A 14,945-nucleotide genomic window follows, 5' to 3' on the forward strand; every position below is an offset into this window, starting at 1 on the left:
CGGGCTCAGCCCGTGCGGCGCCCGCGCGGCGGATTGGTCTGGGCGTTGAGGCGACGCATGTCGAAGGGCGTGGCGAAGGCGACGCCGGCCTGTCCCTCGTCCGCCCAGCGGATTTCGCCGGCCATGGTCGCGTCGGTCATCACCTCCAGGTTGACCGGCGTGCCAACCGCTTCCTTGGCGAGTTCGACGCCGTCGACCATCGCACCCGATGTCGACAGGTTGCGGATGCGGACATCGCCGACATGACCGCCGATTTCCATCCGCGCCCAGCGCAGCATCCGCATCCGCGGTGCCCGGCTGATCCGGAATCCTTCCGCGACCGCGACGCCCCCATTTTCCCGCAGCTGTTGCGCCACCTCGTCACGGCGCAGCGGCAGGCCATAGACATGGCCCTGGATCTGGCCGCACCCCAGCGCCCGGATCACGTCGATCTCGTCGCGCACCTCGACGCCTTCCGCGGTCGTTTCCATCCCCAGCGTCTCGGCCAGCGCCACGATCGCCTTGATGATCGCCGGGTTGCGGTTTCCCGCCATCGCCGATCCTCGCACGAACGACTTGTCGATCTTGATCTTGTCGAAGGGCGCATGGCGCAGATAGCCGAGCGAGGAATAGCCCGTCCCGAAATCGTCGAGCGACAGCCGGACCCCCAGCGCCTTCAGCCGGCGGAACATGGTGTCGGACGTGTCGCTGTCGGTCAGGAAGACGCTTTCGGTGATCTCGAGCTCGAGCCGGCCGGGCGCGATCCCCGATGCCGCCAGCGCACTGGTGACGGTGGCTGGAAACGCCGCGTCGACGAACTGGATCGGCGACACGTTGACCGCGACGCGAACCTCGCCGGGCCAGGTCGCGGCCTCGCGCGTGGCCGTGCGCAGCACCCATTCGCCGATCGCTTCGATCAGCCCCGATTCCTCGGCGACGGGAATGAAGTCGACGGGCGAGATGTCGCCGCGTGTCGGGTGTCGCCAGCGCAGCAGGGCCTCATAGCCGATGATGCGGTGGTCGCTGGTCGCGACGATCGCCTGATAGACCAGATAGAGCTGGTTCTCGACCAACGCGACGCGCAGGTCGTCCTCCATCTGTCGCCGCGACCGCGCGTCGGACAGCATTTCCTCGCGATAGAAATGGTGCATCCCGCGCCCGTCCGCCTTCGCGGCATAAAGCGCCAGGTCGGCGCTGCGGGTCAGCGTTTCGGAATCCTCGCCGTCATTGGGGGCGACCGCGATCCCGATCGAACAGCCGATGCTGATCGACGAGCCCGAGATGAAATAGGGTTGCGACAGCGACGCGATGATCGTGCGGGCCAGGTCGGCCAGCGCCTCGCGATTGCCCTCGTCGGGCAGCAGGACCTGGAACTCGTCGCCGCCGAGCCGGCCGACCAGCCCCATTTCGCCGACGGCGCGCGTCACCCGCTGCGCGACCTGCACCAGCAGCGCGTCGCCCGTCTGGTGGCCCAGCGTGTCGTTCACCGCCTTGAAGCGATCGAGATCGAGCAGCAGCAGCGATGTTGCGCGATAGGATCGGATCGACTGCGCCAGCGTCTGGTCGATCGCCAGGCGCATGCGCTGGCGATTGGCGAGGCCGGTCAGCGCATCGTACAGCGCGAGCCGCTTGATCTCCTCCTCCGCGTGCAGGCGCTGGGTCAGGTCGCTGCCGCTGCCGACAAAGCCCTCGAACTTGCCGAACGCGTCGAAGCAGGGGCGGCCCGACATCGACCAGCGCCGGTCGCTGCTGGCGATCGGCCGCACCGAATAATCGGTGAACACGGTGCGCGACGTCATGTGAAACGCCAGCGTCCGTTCGGTCGCGGGATCGTCGCCGTCCATCTGGAACAGGCTGACGAGCGTCGCGCCGATCACCGGCTCGCCGGTCGCCGCCTCGATCGTCCGGCGGACGGTATCGCTCAGATAGGTCAGCTTGCCCTGGCGGTCGGTCTGCCAGAACCAGCCGAGGCCATGTGCCTCGAACCCCGTCACCAGCTGGAGTGCGATGTTCGCGCGGTCGGCCGCGCTGACGACCATGCCGCCCGCGCGCAATTCGTCCTCCGACCGACCGCGAAAACGCTTCAGGATACTCACCTGTCCCCGCTAGCGGCGCGGCGATTGCGAAATGGCTTGCAGGCGTGGTTAATCGGCTGGCGATCGGTCAAGGCGGGGGTTGGAGGATGGCGGCGGGGCGATTAGGGCTGCGGCATCGCACTGCCCTTCGTTCCTAATGCCGGGACCCGCTGCATGACCGTGACCATCCGCGAATCCGACCTCATCGAAAGCGTCGCCGACGCGCTGCAATTCATCAGCTACTACCACCCGATGGATTATATCCGCGCGCTGGGTGACGCCTATCGCGCGGAACAGTCGCCGGCCGCCAAGGACGCGATCGCCCAGATCCTGACCAACAGCCGGATGTGCGCGGAGGGGCATCGCCCGATCTGTCAGGACACGGGCATCGTCACCGTCTTCGTCAAATGGGGTCAGGACTGCCGGCTCGAAAGCGCGCGTTCGCTTCAGGAGGTAATCGATGAAGGGGTGCGCCGCGCGTATCTCCACCCGGAAAACAAGTTGCGCGCCTCGATCCTGGCCGATCCCGCCTTTACCCGCCGCAACACCCGCGACAACACCCCGTCGGTGCTCCACGTCGAAATGGTGCCGGGCGGGACCGTCAGCATCGACGTCGCGGCCAAGGGCGGCGGCAGCGAGAACAAGTCGAAGTTCAAGATGATGAACCCCAGCGATTCGATCGTCGACTGGGTGCTCGAAATGCTGCCGCAGATGGGCGCCGGCTGGTGCCCGCCGGGGATGCTGGGCATCGGCATCGGCGGCACCGCGGAAAAGGCGATGCTGCTCGCCAAGGAATCGCTGATGGGCGCGATCGACATGGCGCAGCTGAAGGCGCGCGGGGCGCAGAACGACATCGAGGCGCTGCGCATCGAGATTTTCGACAAGGTCAACGCGCTTGGCATCGGCGCGCAGGGGCTGGGGGGCCTGTCGACCATCCTCGACGTCAAGATCGCCGACTGGCCGACGCACGCCGCGTCGAAGCCGGTGGCGATGATCCCCAATTGCGCCGCCACCCGTCACGCGCACTTCACCCTCGACGGATCGGGGCCGGTCTATCTGGAGGCACCGAAGCTGGACGAATGGCCCGACGTCAACTGGACACCCGACAAGGCGGCGATCCGCGTCGATCTCGACACGCTGACGCCGGAGGTGGTGCAGGGGTGGAAGCAGGGCGACCGGCTGCTGCTCAACGGCAAGATGCTGACCGGGCGTGACGCGGCGCACAAGCGGATCAAGGACATGCTCGACCGCGGCGAGAAGCTGCCGGTCGAGTTCAGGGGCCGCGTGATCTATTATGTCGGCCCGGTCGACCCGGTGGGCGAGGAAGTGGTCGGCCCCGCCGGCCCGACGACCGCGACGCGCATGGACAAGTTCACCCGCATGATGCTCGATCAGGGCCTGCTCGCGATGGTCGGCAAGGCCGAACGCGGCCCGGCCGCGACCGAGGCGATTGCCGAGGCGAAGAGCGCCTATCTGATGGCGGTCGGCGGCGCGGCCTATCTCGTCGCACGCGCCATCAAGGGGAGCCGTGTGGTGGGCTTCGCCGACCTCGGCATGGAAGCGATCTACGAATTCGAGGTGCGCGACTTCCCGGTCACCGTCGCGGTGGATGCGGAAGGCAACAACGTCCACCAGCTCGCCCCTTTGGTTTGGCGGGAGAAGATCGCGAAGGAGGGGTTGTTGGTCGGGTGAGGACAAGATCCTACCCGTCGTAGACGGGGAGGGGGACCAGCCAAAGGCTGGTGGAGGGGTTTGATGCCGGCACCACGAACAAGCGTTGTCCGCGCCCGAAAGCTGCGTACCGACATGACCTTACCCGAAGTCCTGCTATGGCAGCGGCTTCGAACAAGGCCGGGCGGTGTAAAGTTTCGTCGCCAGCATCCGATCGGGCCCTATGTGCTCGATTTCTACGCGCCCGCTGCCCGCATCGCGATCGAAATAGATGGCATGACACATGAACTTGGCGATCGGCCGCAACGCGACGCACGACGGGACGCTTGGCTCGAGGAACAGGACATCATGACGATTCGAGTGGCGGCGGTGGAGGTCTTGCGCGACCCTGACGCGGTGGTTGTCCATCTGCTCGATCGTTGCACAATTCCCCTCCACCGTCCTGCGGACGGTCCCCCTCCCCATGCGAGGCATGGGGAGGATCTATGACCCTCCTCCGCTACCTCCTCGCCGTCCTGCTCTGGCTTCTCATCCTCGCGTTGCTTGCCATCGCGATCGTGCCGTCCTTCCTCGACCGGCGTTATTATGACGGATCCGCAAGCGAGCATTATGATGGCGAACGCTTCTTCAATCCCGATGGCGAGGACACCGCATCCACGCCGACGCGGCGCAGCCGGGGGGCGTTTCTGTTCGCCCAGGCGACCGGCAATGACGGGCGGCCGCCCTGGCCCGCGCGCGTCGCGGTTACGCCGGCCAAGCCGCCGCGCAGGGTCGCGGGCGATCGGATGCTGGTCACGTGGGTCGGGCACGCGACCGTGCTGGTCCAGACCGCCGGCCTCAACATCCTGACCGATCCGATCTGGTCGGACACCGCCGGTCCCTTCGGCTTCGGACCGAGCCGGGTCGCCGAACCCGGCATCCGCTTCGACGACCTGCCGCCGATCGACCTGGTGGTGGTCAGCCACAATCACTACGACCACATGGACCTCGCCACGCTCAAGCGGCTGTGGGATCGCGACCGGCCGCAGATCGTCACCAGCCTGGGCAATGACAGCGTGATCGCGCAGGCAGGTGTGCCCGCGGCCGCGCTCGATTGGGGCGGGCGGACTGAGATCGTACCGCGCTGCGACGATAGCGACGCGTGCGCGCGAGATCCCCGGATCAGCGCGCCGGAAGTGATTGTCACCCGCAACCATCATTGGTCGAGCCGCTGGTTCACCGATCGCAACCGGGCGCTGTGGTCGAGCTTCGTCGTCAAGCTGCCGAGCGGCGGCAATTTGTTCTTCGCCGGCGACACCGGGGCGGGCGATTACGCCTGGGCGGACGAAGCGCGCGGCTACGGGCCGATCCGCCTCGCGCTGCTGCCGATCGGCGCGTTCCGCTTCCAGCCCGGGCAGATGTCGACCGGCAGCCATGTCGGCCCGGTCGAGGCGGTCGAGCTGTTCCGCCGGCTGGGCGCGACGCGAGGGATCGCGGTCCACTGGGGCACGTTCCGCCTGTCCTATGAAGCGCGCGACACCCCGCCGCGTCTGCTAAAGGCCGCAATGGCTTGTGCAAGGGTGCCAGGGCGCTTCGACGCGATCGCCATCGGCCGCACGGTCGAGGTGCCGGCGGCTACCGACGCAACCCTCCCGCCGCCGCGTCCGCGGGGGGAAATCGATCGCTGCCTCGACACGCCGGCGGTGCGTGCGCTCAAATGATCCGCCGCCGGCTCGAACATGCCAGCCTGGACAGGATCGGCCTCGCCTGCCTGGCCGGTGGTCTTGCGACCGGCACCCTCGCCACCGCGCTCCATGCACTGGGCGGCGGCCATGACGTCGCGGCGCTGCTGCTCGTCTGGGGACTGGTAAGCGTCGTTGCGACACCGGTCGTCGCGTTGCTGGGCGGGCTGTTGTGGGTGATGGTACGGCGCATCGGGCTGACCGGCCCGACCGCGGCCATCGTCGCCGGAGTGGCGGCCAGCCTGTTGTTTGGCGTGCTGCTCAACGCGGATGCCGACATGCTCGGCGCGGCGAGCGCGCGCTATCGCTGGATCAGCGCGCTGGCGACCGGCATCGCCGCCGCGCCGATCGGGATTGCCGTCGCATTGCTGATGTGGCGCGTCGCCTATCGCCGGCTCGGCTGAGCCAACCCTGCCTCAGCCCGGCATCGGGGCGTTGAACGCGGCGATCTTGTTGCCTTCCGGGTCGCGGAAATAGGCGGCGTAGAAGCCCATTTCCTCCGGCGCGCGCAGTCCCGGCGGTCCGTCGCAGGTCCCGCCGAGCTCCAGCGCCTTGGCGTGAAGCGCATCGACCTTGTCGCGGCTGTCCATGATCAGCGCGACCATGTTGCCGTTGCCGGCGCGTGCCGCATTGCCGTCATAGGGCTTGGTGATCGCGATGCCCGGCATCTTCCAGTCGGTGCCGTACATGGTGAAGCCGTTTTCCTCCATCTGCATCAGCCGCTTGGCCCCGATCACGCCCAGCAGCCCATCGTAGAAGGCGCGTGCGCGATCCAGATCGTTCACGCCCAACGTCACATAGCCGATCATGTCCCTCTCCCTACGTCCGATATGTCCGTTCCGGCGACCTCAGCCCTTGCACGCGCCGATCCGCTTGCCGCTGACCTTGGCCTTCATCTTCATCACGCTGTCGCCCATGCGCGTTTCCATCGCATTGTCGAGCGCGAAGGCGGTGTCGGAAAAGGTGCCGTTGACCGCCATCCGCATGTCGCCGCCGCCGTCCTTGCCCCGACATGCCAGCGTGCCGTCGATCCGGCCGCCGCCCATGCGAAAGCGTTCATAGCGGCACTGGCCGTTGGAGCCGGTGAAGACACCCGATTCCGGGTTCTCGGCCTCCTCGGGCGTGACGCAGTTGGTGACGGTGGTCTTGGCCTCGCGCATCACTTTCATCACGTCGCTATGCGGACCGCCCTTGGGCATTCCCGGGATGTCGATATCGACCACTTCGACTGTGGTTTCCCACTCGCCCGGATTGAGCCGCATTGCGCCCGATGCCTTGGCCTGCTTGGCGACTTCGCCGGGTGCTGCATTGGTCAGATCGACCTCGCCGGTCTCCGCCGCCTGCTCGACGGTGCTGTTACCGCCGCTGCCGCCGCCACAAGCCGCCAGCATCAGGATCATCGGCGCGATCAGGATCCGCGCGGCGGTCATTGCCCGGCACCCGCGCCCGCGCCGCCCGGTTTCATCAGTTCCAGCACCGCCGCGGTCATCGCGATCGTGCCGGTGACGATCGCCGGCTCGGGCGCGACCTTGAACAGCGGCGAATGGTGCGAGGGGACGGCGGGGCCGCCCTTGGCCGCGGCGTCGAACGCCGCCTGCGGCGTGCCGCCGACCGCGAAATAATAGCCCTTCACCCCCGTGTCGGGCTGGACGAAATAGGTGAAGTCCTCCGCACCCATGCCCTTCTGCTCGAACGGGACGAAGGCGTCGTCGCCCAGCGCGGCCTTCATCACGCCGTTCAGCCGTTGGGCGAGATCGCGGTCGTTGATCGTGGTCGGCGTGCCTTCGATCACGTTGACCACCGGCATCTTGTCTTCGGGCATGCCGTTCAATTCGCCGACCCCGCGCGCGACGCGCTTGATGCCGTCGATCAGCCGCTTGCGCTCCGCCTCGTCATTGGCGCGCACCGTGACCTGCAGGCGCGCTTCGTCGGAAATGATGTTGTGCTTGAGCCCTGAATGGAACGAGCCGACGGTGATGACGCCGGGCTTCAGCGGCTGCTGTTCGCGGCTGATCAGCCCCTGGAGCGCGATGACGAGTTGCGACGCCATATAGACCGGGTCCTTGCCCGCATGGGGGCTTGCGCCATGCGCGCCGATGCCCGGCACGATGATGTCGACCGAATCAGACGAGGCATATTGGATGCCCTCCGACGCCGAAACCTTGCCGCTCGCCAGGTCGGCGGCGACGTGGAAGGCGAGCGCATAGTCGGGCTTGGCGAAGCGGGTATAGAGCCCGTCGGCCACCATCGCCTTTGCGCCGCCGACGCGTTCCTCGGCGGGCTGGACGACGAACATAACCGTACCGGCCCAACGGTCCGTCATCGCCGCCAGCCGCCGCGCGGTGCCGATCATCGACGTGATGTGGGTGTCATGGCCGCAGGCGTGCATGACGGGCGTCTCGACCCCGTCGACACCGACCTGGCGCACGGTCGATGCATAGCCGAGCCCCGACTTCTCCTCGACCGGCAGGCCGTCCATGTCGGCGCGTACCAGCACCACCGGACCCGCCCCGTTCTTCATCACGCCGACCACGCCGGTGCCGCCGACCCCTTCGGTGACGACGACGCCGGGCACCTTGCGCAGCTCGGCCGCCATGCGCGCCGCGGTCTTGGTTTCCTTGAACGACAATTCGGGGTTGCGGTGGAACCACTCGAACGTCTGCGCCAGGTCGCGCGCGTAATCGGCGCGGACGGCCGGGGCGTAATCGGGCTCGGCATAAGCGGGCATCGCGATGGCGCTGCCGATCAGCAGCGCGGACACGAAGGTGGCGGACGAACGGCGCATCGATCTCTCCCCGGAAGTTTTGCCCAGCCTATCGCAACCGCATGCCAAGTCGAGTCCGGAGCCTGAGTCACAGAACACAATCGCGTGAGATTTACCCGTCACCCCGGACTTGATCCGGGGTCCCGCTGCCTGTTCCGTCGCAAGATGAAGCGGAACCCCGGGTCAAGCCCGGGGTGACGCGGATAGATGGCTTGTGCCCGGACCCAAAAGCCAGTTTGCGGTCGGCCTGTTCGGCTTCCGGTTGCCGCGGACCCGGTTCGTTCTCATATTGCGGCGCATGGCCATTCAGATTCGCACCAGCCTCGCCGAGCCCGATACCGGGCAGAGCTTCGTGCCGCACCGGCCCCAGCGCCCGGACAAGGTCGAGGGTGGGAAGCGATTCAAGCTGGTGAGCGAATACACCCCGTCCGGCGACCAGCCGGGCGCGATCGCCGAGCTGGTCGAGCAAGCGCGCGCGGGCGAGAAGGACCAGGTGCTGCTGGGCGTCACCGGATCGGGCAAGACGTTCACCATGGCCAAGGTGATCGAGGAGCTCCAGCGCCCGGCGCTGATCCTGGCGCCCAACAAGATCCTCGCCGCCCAGCTCTATGGCGAGTTCAAGAGCTTCTTCCCCGACAACGCGGTCGAATATTTCGTCAGCTATTACGACTATTATCAGCCCGAGGCCTATGTGCCGCGCTCCGACACCTATATCGAAAAGGAGTCGAGCGTGAACGAAGCGATCGACCGGATGCGCCATTCGGCGACCCGGTCGTTGCTGGAGCGCGACGACGTGCTGATCGTCGCGTCGGTCTCGTGCCTCTACGGCATCGGCTCGGTCGAGACCTATTCGGCGATGATCTTCGACCTGAAAAAGGGCCAGGTGGTCGATCAGCGCGAGATCATCCGCAAGCTGGTCGCGCTTCAGTACAAGCGCAACGAGGCCGCATTCGCGCGCGGCAATTTCCGGGTGCGCGGCGATAGCCTCGAACTCTTCCCGTCGCACTATGAGGACACCGCCTGGCGGATCAGCTTTTTCGGCGACGAGATCGAGGAGATTGTCGAGTTCGATCCGCTGACCGGATCGAAGGTCGCCAGCCTCAACTATGTCCGGGTCTACGCCAATTCGCACTATGTGACGCCAGGCCCGACGCTCAAGCAGGCGACCGAAGCGATCCGTTTCGAGCTCGCCGAGCGGCTGAAGGAATTGCAGGCCGAAGGCAAGCTGCTGGAAGCGCAACGGCTGGAGCAGCGCACCCATTTCGACCTGGAGATGATCGCCGCGACCGGCAGCTGCGCAGGCATCGAGAATTACAGCCGCTTCCTGACCGGGCGGCTGCCCGGCGAGCCGCCGCCGACGCTGTTCGAATATCTGCCCGAGAACGCGCTGCTGTTCGTCGACGAAAGCCATGTGACCGTGCCGCAGATCGGCGGCATGGCGCGCGGCGACCACCGGCGCAAGATCACGCTCGCCGAATATGGCTTCCGCTTGCCGTCGTGCATCGACAACCGGCCGCTGCGCTTCAACGAATGGGACGCGATGCGCCCGCAGACGGTGTCGGTATCGGCAACGCCGGGCAGCTGGGAAATGGAGCAGACCGGCGGCGTCTTCGTCGAACAGGTCATCCGCCCGACCGGCCTGATCGACCCGCCGGTCGAAATCCGCCCGGTCGAGGAACAGGTGCAGGACCTGATCGTCGAGGCACGCAAGACCGCCGAGCTTGGCTATCGCACCCTCGTCACCACCCTGACCAAGCGGATGGCCGAGGACCTGACCGAATATATGCACGAGGCGGGCTTGAAGGTCCGCTACATGCACTCCGACGTCGAGACGCTGGAGCGCATCGAGCTGATCCGTGACCTGCGGATGGGCGTCTATGACGTGCTGATCGGCATCAACTTGCTGCGCGAGGGGCTCGACATTCCCGAATGCGGGCTGGTCGCGATCCTGGACGCGGACAAGGAGGGGTTCCTGCGTTCGGAAACCTCGCTCGTCCAGACGATCGGCCGCGCCGCGCGCAACGTCGAGGGGCGCGTCATCTTGTATGCCGATCGCATCACCGGCAGCATGGAGCGCGCGATGCGCGAGACCGACCGCCGGCGCGAAAAGCAGATCGCCTACAACACCGCGCACGGCATCACGCCGACGACGATCAAGCGCAACATCGGCGACATCATCGCGCACGTCGCCAGCAAGGACCAGGTGACCGTCGAGATCGACGCCGACAAGCCGCACATGGTCGGCCACAATCTGCGCAGCTATATCGAGGATCTCGAAAAGAAGATGCGCAAGGCCGCCGCCGACCTCGAGTTCGAGGAAGCGGGCCGCCTGCGCGACGAAATCCGTTCGCTTGAGGCCCAGGAACTCGGCCTCCCCGACGACCAGCGCAAGGCCCCGATCATGGGCCGCTCGAACGAAGGCAAGCCGGGCACCCGCAAGGACCGCTTCGGCAAGACGCAGCGCAAATGGGGCGGCGGGCGGAGGTGATGCGGCCTTGTGCGGTTGAGCGGGGGCGCGGGTTCGCCCATAAGCGCGTGATGCGTATCCTCATCCCGTTTGCGTCGCTGGTCGTGCTCGGCGCGTGTGTCGCGCCTTCCAAGCCGCCGCCGGCGCCCGTCGCTGCTCCGCCGCCCGCGGCGGTGCCTCCGGTTGCGCCTAACCCCTATGTCGGGGATTGGCGCGACTGGCCGATGGCGGCGGGGACATGGGCCTATGCGGCGACTTCCGGCGGATCGCAGGCGACATTTGGCAGCGCGCCCGCCGCCGCGCTGGCGGTACGGTGCGACCGGGCGGGGCAGCGCGTGGTGCTGACGCGCGCGGGCGTGCAGGGGACGGCGGTGACGATCCGGACGACGAGCACCGTGCGCGCGCTGACCGGCACCGCAACGGCGGCGGGGGTGGAGGTCAGCCTGGGCGCGCGCGACCCGCTGCTCGACGCAATGGGATTCAGCCGCGGGCGCTTCATCGTTGAGGCACCGCCGGCCGCGCCGCTGGTCGTGCCGGCCTGGCCAGAATTGCTGCGGGTGACGGAGGACTGCCGACGCTGATCGCCGATCGGCAGGGCGAGCAGAATCGTCGATAATTATTTTCAATTCAAGTCTTGTTCTGCGACTCGCGGTGATTCACATTCGCCGTGCATCCAGCAGGGTGCGCAGGCTTCAACTAGCGAAAGGAGGTGATCCGATGTCTCATGGTTCAGCAATGGGGTCGGTTCAGTTCGTTCGGGAGACGCGCCGCTGAGCCGAGGCGCGGACGGAAGCCCTCCGTCCGTAATGACATGCGGGAGGTATCCTCCTCCAATCAACGCATGTCCGCTTCGGTAACGCGGCCCGCATGGTCTCCCGGGCTGGAGCTCTCCGGCCGCTGACCATGTCGGAGGTCGCCGGGGTCCTCGAGTGCGAGGCCCCGGCGGCCTCTTTCATTTCAAGGACGCGCGATTGCGCTTGTCCTTCGACACGCCGCCCTTCGACTGCCTGCCAAGGCAGGCGCTCAGGACAGGCTTCGACAAGCTCAGCGGCTACTCAGGATGAGCGGGTCCATTCACTCTCCTCGATTTTTAGCGGCCCCCGCCTGCGCCGGGGCGATGCGGTCGCATTTCATTCCAGCGCCAGTCCCTTCAATCGATAGAGCAGGTCGAGTGCCTCGCGCGGGGTGAGCGCGTCGACGTCGAGCGTCGCGAGCTGGTCGCGCAGCGGATCGGTGGCGGGTGCCGCCTCGGGCGTGGCCGCTGCGGCGAACAGCGGCAGGTCGTCGAGCCCGGCGGCGATTCCGCCCGTCCGCTCGCGCCCGGCCTCCAGCTTTGCCAGCACCGCCTTGGCGCGCGCGATGGTAACCGGCGGCAGCCCGGCAAGGCGCGCGACCGCCAGGCCGTAGCTGCGGTCGGCGGGTCCGTCCGCGACTTCGTGCAGCAGCACCAGATCGCCCTTCCACTCGCGCGCGCGGACGTGGTGGAGGCTGAGCGCGGGGCAGCGCTCCGCCAGCCGGGTGAGCTCGTGATAATGCGTCGCGAACAGGCAGCGGCAGCGATTATCCTCATGGATCGCCTCGACCACCGCCCAGGCGATGGCGAGCCCGTCATAGGTGCTGGTGCCGCGCCCGACCTCGTCGAGGATCACGAAGCTGCGCGGCGTCGCCTGGGCCAGGATCGCGGCGGTTTCGACCATCTCGACCATGAAGGTCGATCGGCCGCGCGCCAGATTGTCCGACGCGCCGACGCGGCTGAACAGCCGGTCGACCAGCCCCAGCGTCGCCTGCGCCGCCGGGACATAGCTGCCCGCCTGTGCCAGCACCGCGATCAGCGCGTTCTGGCGCAGAAAGGTCGATTTGCCGCCCATGTTCGGCCCGGTGACGAGCCACAGCCGCGAATCCTCCGACAGGCGGCAGTCATTGGCGACGAAGCGTTCGCCCGCGCGCGCCAGCGCGTCCTCGACCACCGGATGCCGCCCGCCGCTGATTTCAAAACAGGCATGGTCGACCAGCGCTGGCCGCGTCCACCCGGCCTCTGCGGCGCGTTCGGCGAGGCCGGCGGCGACGTCGATCCGCGCGAGCGCGTCGGCGGTCGCCGCGATCGCCTCGCGCCGGTCGACGGCGCGCGCGGTCAGTTCCTCGAGATGCGCGGCCTCCGCAGCGATGGCGTGGGCGCCCGACTGGGTGACGCGCAGCGCGACGTCATGAAGGTCGGGGGCGTTGAAGCGCACGACGCCCGCGAGCGTCTGGCGGTGGGTGAAGCCGCTGTCGGGGCGCATCAGCGCGTCGGCAGCGCGCGCCGGCACCTCGACATGATAGCCGAGCACGCCGTTATGGCGGACCTTGAGCGCGGAAATGCCGGTGCGCTGGCGATATTCGGCCTCCAGCGCGGCGATGGCGCGTCGCCCCCCGGCACCCGTGGCGCGCAGGTCGTCGAGCGCGATGTCATAGCCCTCCGCGATGAAGCCGCCGGCGCTGGCATCGACGGGCGGTTCGGGCACGAGCGCGCGTTTTAGCAGATCGACCAGCTCGCCATGGCCGCGCAACTGCGGCGCGAGCGTGCGGAGCAGCGCGGGCGCGTCGGCGATCTGCCCCAGCCGCTCGCCCAGCCGCCACGCGCCGTCCAGCCCGTCGCGCAGCTGGCCGAGGTCGCGCGGGCCGCCGCGCCCCGCCGCCAGCCGCCCGATCGCCCGGCCGATATCGGGGAGCGCGCGCAGCGTCGCGCGCACGCCGTCGCGTAGGCCCGGCGTGTCGTGGAAATACTGGACCAGATCGAGCCGCGCCTCGATCGCCGCGCGGTCCATCAGCGGGGCGGCGATGTCGGCGGCGAGCAGTCGCGCGCCCGCGCCGGTGACGGTGCGGTCGACCGCGTCGAGCAGGCTGCCGCGCCGGGTGCCCGCGCTCGACTGGGTCAGCTCCAGGCTTTCGCGCGTCGCGGCGTCGATCGCCATGCTGGCGTCGCTGCGGTCGAGGCGCGGTGGGCGCAGAAAGGGCAGCGCGCCTTTTGCGGTATGGTCGAGATACGCGACCAGCCCGCCGGCAGCGGCGAGTGCCGCGCGCCCGAACGGGCCGAAGCCGTCAAGCGTCGCCACGCCGAACAGCGCGCGCAGCCGCGCCTCGCCCGCGCCGCTGTCGAAGCTGGCGCGCGGGCGGATGCCGGTCGCCAGCGCCTCGTGCGGCGATCCTTCGGCGACGATGGTCTCGGCCGGTGCGAGCCGGGCGAGCTCGGCCACGAGCGCGTCCGCGCGGGTGGCCACGATCTCGAACCGGCCGGTCGACACGTCGGCGGCGGCAATGGCGACCTCGCCCGCCGCCTCGCCGATGGCGACGCACCAGTTGGTGCTGCGGCTGTCGAGCAGGGCCTCCTCGGTCAGCGTGCCGGCGGTGACGACGCGGACGATCGCGCGCCTGACCAGCGCCTTGGCCCCTGCGCGCTTCCTGGCTTGCTCGGGTGTTTCGACCTGCTCGGCGATGGCGACGCGGTGCCCGGCCTTGATCAGCCGCTGGAGATAGGCGGTGGCGGCGTGGACGGGCACCCCGCACATCGGCACGCGGTCGCCGCCATGTTCGCCGCGTGCGGTCAGCGCGATGTCGAGCACGCCGCTCGCCACTTTGGCGTCGTCGAAGAACATCTCGAAAAAGTCGCCCATGCGATAGAAGAGCAGGCAATCCTGCGCCTCGGCCTTGAGCGCGAGATATTGCGCCATCATTGGCGTGGGCGGGGCGTCCGAAGGGGCGGGTGCATCAGCCATCGGCGCGAGCGTTAGCGCAGCCATGCGGGCGCGCCAAAGGCCAATTGCGCGCGACGGCGACGGCACAAGGCCGGGGTGACGATTTGAAAAGTGACGGGACGATGATTGGAAAGGCCGGGGCGACGAATGTGATGCACGGGTGACGATTGGAAACGGATCGCAACCGGCCGTAAATGTCACGTGCCTGTTTCGTCTCTATTGTGTGGCATCGTGCCTGGATGCTGCATCAGGTCCGGCATGACGGGATCGACGCACGTTCGCCACATGCCGTCACCCCGGCCTTGTGCCGGGGTCCACCGCGCCAAGCCGTGCAACGCGCAGCGGCGAATGCGCGGGATTGGGCCGGTCGCGCGCGACCAGTGGCCAGCGACATCGCGGGCTGCACGGTGGACCCCGGCACAAGGCCGGGGTGACGATTTGAAAAGCGGCGGAGTGACAATCTGAAAAGGGGCGGGCGATGATTGGAAGGGGTCGGGGTCACGATCTGAAGGGCAAGGGTGCCGACCGGAACGCGAT

General features: G+C 67.9%; 11 protein-coding genes. 6 read left to right on the top strand and 5 right to left on the bottom strand.

Annotated features, from left to right (window positions below):
• Nucleotides 1-5 precede the first annotated feature (5 nt).
• On the bottom strand, nucleotides 6-2,075 hold the full coding sequence (locus tag GO308_RS01405) for an EAL domain-containing protein (RefSeq protein WP_346768958.1): 2,070 nt from the start codon (nucleotides 2,073-2,075) through the stop codon (nucleotides 6-8).
• A 153-nt stretch (nucleotides 2,076-2,228) separates the two neighbouring features.
• Here GO308_RS01405 and GO308_RS01410 point away from each other — a divergent pair, with 153 nt between their 5' ends.
• The 4 genes from GO308_RS01410 (at nucleotide 2,229) to GO308_RS01425 (ending at nucleotide 5,850) form a co-directional block, all read left to right on the top strand.
• Entirely contained in the window at nucleotides 2,229-3,746 is a 1,518-nt protein-coding gene (locus tag GO308_RS01410; RefSeq protein WP_240883598.1) for a fumarate hydratase, read from the top strand.
• Between the two features lie 114 nt (nucleotides 3,747-3,860).
• Nucleotides 3,861-4,214: an endonuclease domain-containing protein gene (locus GO308_RS01415; protein ID WP_240883599.1), complete on the top strand. Its 354-nt coding sequence runs from the start codon at nucleotides 3,861-3,863 to the stop codon at nucleotides 4,212-4,214.
• Entirely contained in the window at nucleotides 4,211-5,425 is a 1,215-nt protein-coding gene (locus GO308_RS01420; protein WP_240883600.1) for an MBL fold metallo-hydrolase, read from the top strand. The genes GO308_RS01415 and GO308_RS01420 overlap by 4 nt, the downstream gene beginning before the upstream one ends.
• Entirely contained in the window at nucleotides 5,422-5,850 is a 429-nt protein-coding gene (locus tag GO308_RS01425; protein WP_240883601.1) for a hypothetical protein, read from the top strand. The genes GO308_RS01420 and GO308_RS01425 overlap by 4 nt, the downstream gene beginning before the upstream one ends.
• 12 nt (nucleotides 5,851-5,862) lie before the next feature.
• On the opposite strand, the gene GO308_RS01430 is transcribed toward GO308_RS01425, so the two are convergent.
• The 3 genes from GO308_RS01430 to GO308_RS01440 are packed head-to-tail and all read right to left on the bottom strand — an operon-like array spanning nucleotide 5,863 to nucleotide 8,231.
• A complete protein-coding gene (locus GO308_RS01430) occupies nucleotides 5,863-6,255 on the bottom strand; it encodes a VOC family protein (RefSeq protein WP_066673138.1) in 393 nt (130 codons plus the stop codon).
• A gap of 39 nt (nucleotides 6,256-6,294) precedes the next feature.
• The gene (locus GO308_RS01435) at nucleotides 6,295-6,876 is read right to left on the bottom strand and encodes a DUF3617 domain-containing protein (RefSeq protein WP_240883602.1); all 582 of its coding nucleotides are present in this window, start codon (nucleotides 6,874-6,876) and stop codon (nucleotides 6,295-6,297) included.
• Nucleotides 6,873-8,231 carry an amidohydrolase gene (locus GO308_RS01440; protein ID WP_240883603.1) on the bottom strand — a complete coding sequence of 453 codons (1,359 nt, stop codon included), beginning with the start codon at nucleotides 8,229-8,231 and terminating at the stop codon, nucleotides 6,873-6,875. Before GO308_RS01440 ends, GO308_RS01435 begins: the two co-directional genes overlap by 4 nt.
• A gap of 277 nt (nucleotides 8,232-8,508) precedes the next feature.
• Here GO308_RS01440 and uvrB point away from each other — a divergent pair, with 277 nt between their 5' ends.
• The gene (gene uvrB / locus GO308_RS01445) at nucleotides 8,509-10,698 is read left to right on the top strand and encodes an excinuclease ABC subunit UvrB (RefSeq protein ID WP_240883604.1); all 2,190 of its coding nucleotides are present in this window, start codon (nucleotides 8,509-8,511) and stop codon (nucleotides 10,696-10,698) included.
• A gap of 50 nt (nucleotides 10,699-10,748) precedes the next feature.
• Nucleotides 10,749-11,258: a hypothetical protein gene (locus GO308_RS01450; protein WP_066480438.1), complete on the top strand. Its 510-nt coding sequence runs from the start codon at nucleotides 10,749-10,751 to the stop codon at nucleotides 11,256-11,258.
• A gap of 549 nt (nucleotides 11,259-11,807) precedes the next feature.
• On the opposite strand, the gene mutS is transcribed toward GO308_RS01450, so the two are convergent.
• The gene (gene mutS, locus GO308_RS01455) at nucleotides 11,808-14,387 is read right to left on the bottom strand and encodes a DNA mismatch repair protein MutS (RefSeq protein WP_240885185.1); all 2,580 of its coding nucleotides are present in this window, start codon (nucleotides 14,385-14,387) and stop codon (nucleotides 11,808-11,810) included.
• Between the last annotated feature and the right edge of the window lie 558 nt (nucleotides 14,388-14,945).

Source organism: Sphingomonas sp. SFZ2018-12, from assembly GCF_022496715.1.
GTDB lineage: Bacteria > Pseudomonadota > Alphaproteobacteria > Sphingomonadales > Sphingomonadaceae > Sphingomonas.

Coding starts and splice junctions, on each gene's coding strand:
- GO308_RS01410 (WP_240883598.1), top strand. CDS start 2,229: ATGACCGTGACCATCCGCGAATCCGACCTCATCGAAAGCGTCGCCGAC.
- GO308_RS01415 (WP_240883599.1), top strand. CDS start 3,861: ATGACCTTACCCGAAGTCCTGCTATGGCAGCGGCTTCGAACAAGGCCG.
- GO308_RS01420 (WP_240883600.1), top strand. CDS start 4,211: ATGACCCTCCTCCGCTACCTCCTCGCCGTCCTGCTCTGGCTTCTCATC.
- GO308_RS01425 (WP_240883601.1), top strand. CDS start 5,422: ATGATCCGCCGCCGGCTCGAACATGCCAGCCTGGACAGGATCGGCCTC.
- GO308_RS01430 (WP_066673138.1), bottom strand. CDS start 6,255: ATGATCGGCTATGTGACGTTGGGCGTGAACGATCTGGATCGCGCACGC.
- GO308_RS01435 (WP_240883602.1), bottom strand. CDS start 6,876: ATGACCGCCGCGCGGATCCTGATCGCGCCGATGATCCTGATGCTGGCG.
- GO308_RS01440 (WP_240883603.1), bottom strand. CDS start 8,231: ATGCGCCGTTCGTCCGCCACCTTCGTGTCCGCGCTGCTGATCGGCAGC.
- uvrB (WP_240883604.1), top strand. CDS start 8,509: ATGGCCATTCAGATTCGCACCAGCCTCGCCGAGCCCGATACCGGGCAG.
- GO308_RS01450 (WP_066480438.1), top strand. CDS start 10,749: ATGCGTATCCTCATCCCGTTTGCGTCGCTGGTCGTGCTCGGCGCGTGT.
- mutS (WP_240885185.1), bottom strand. CDS start 14,387: ATGATGGCGCAATATCTCGCGCTCAAGGCCGAGGCGCAGGATTGCCTG.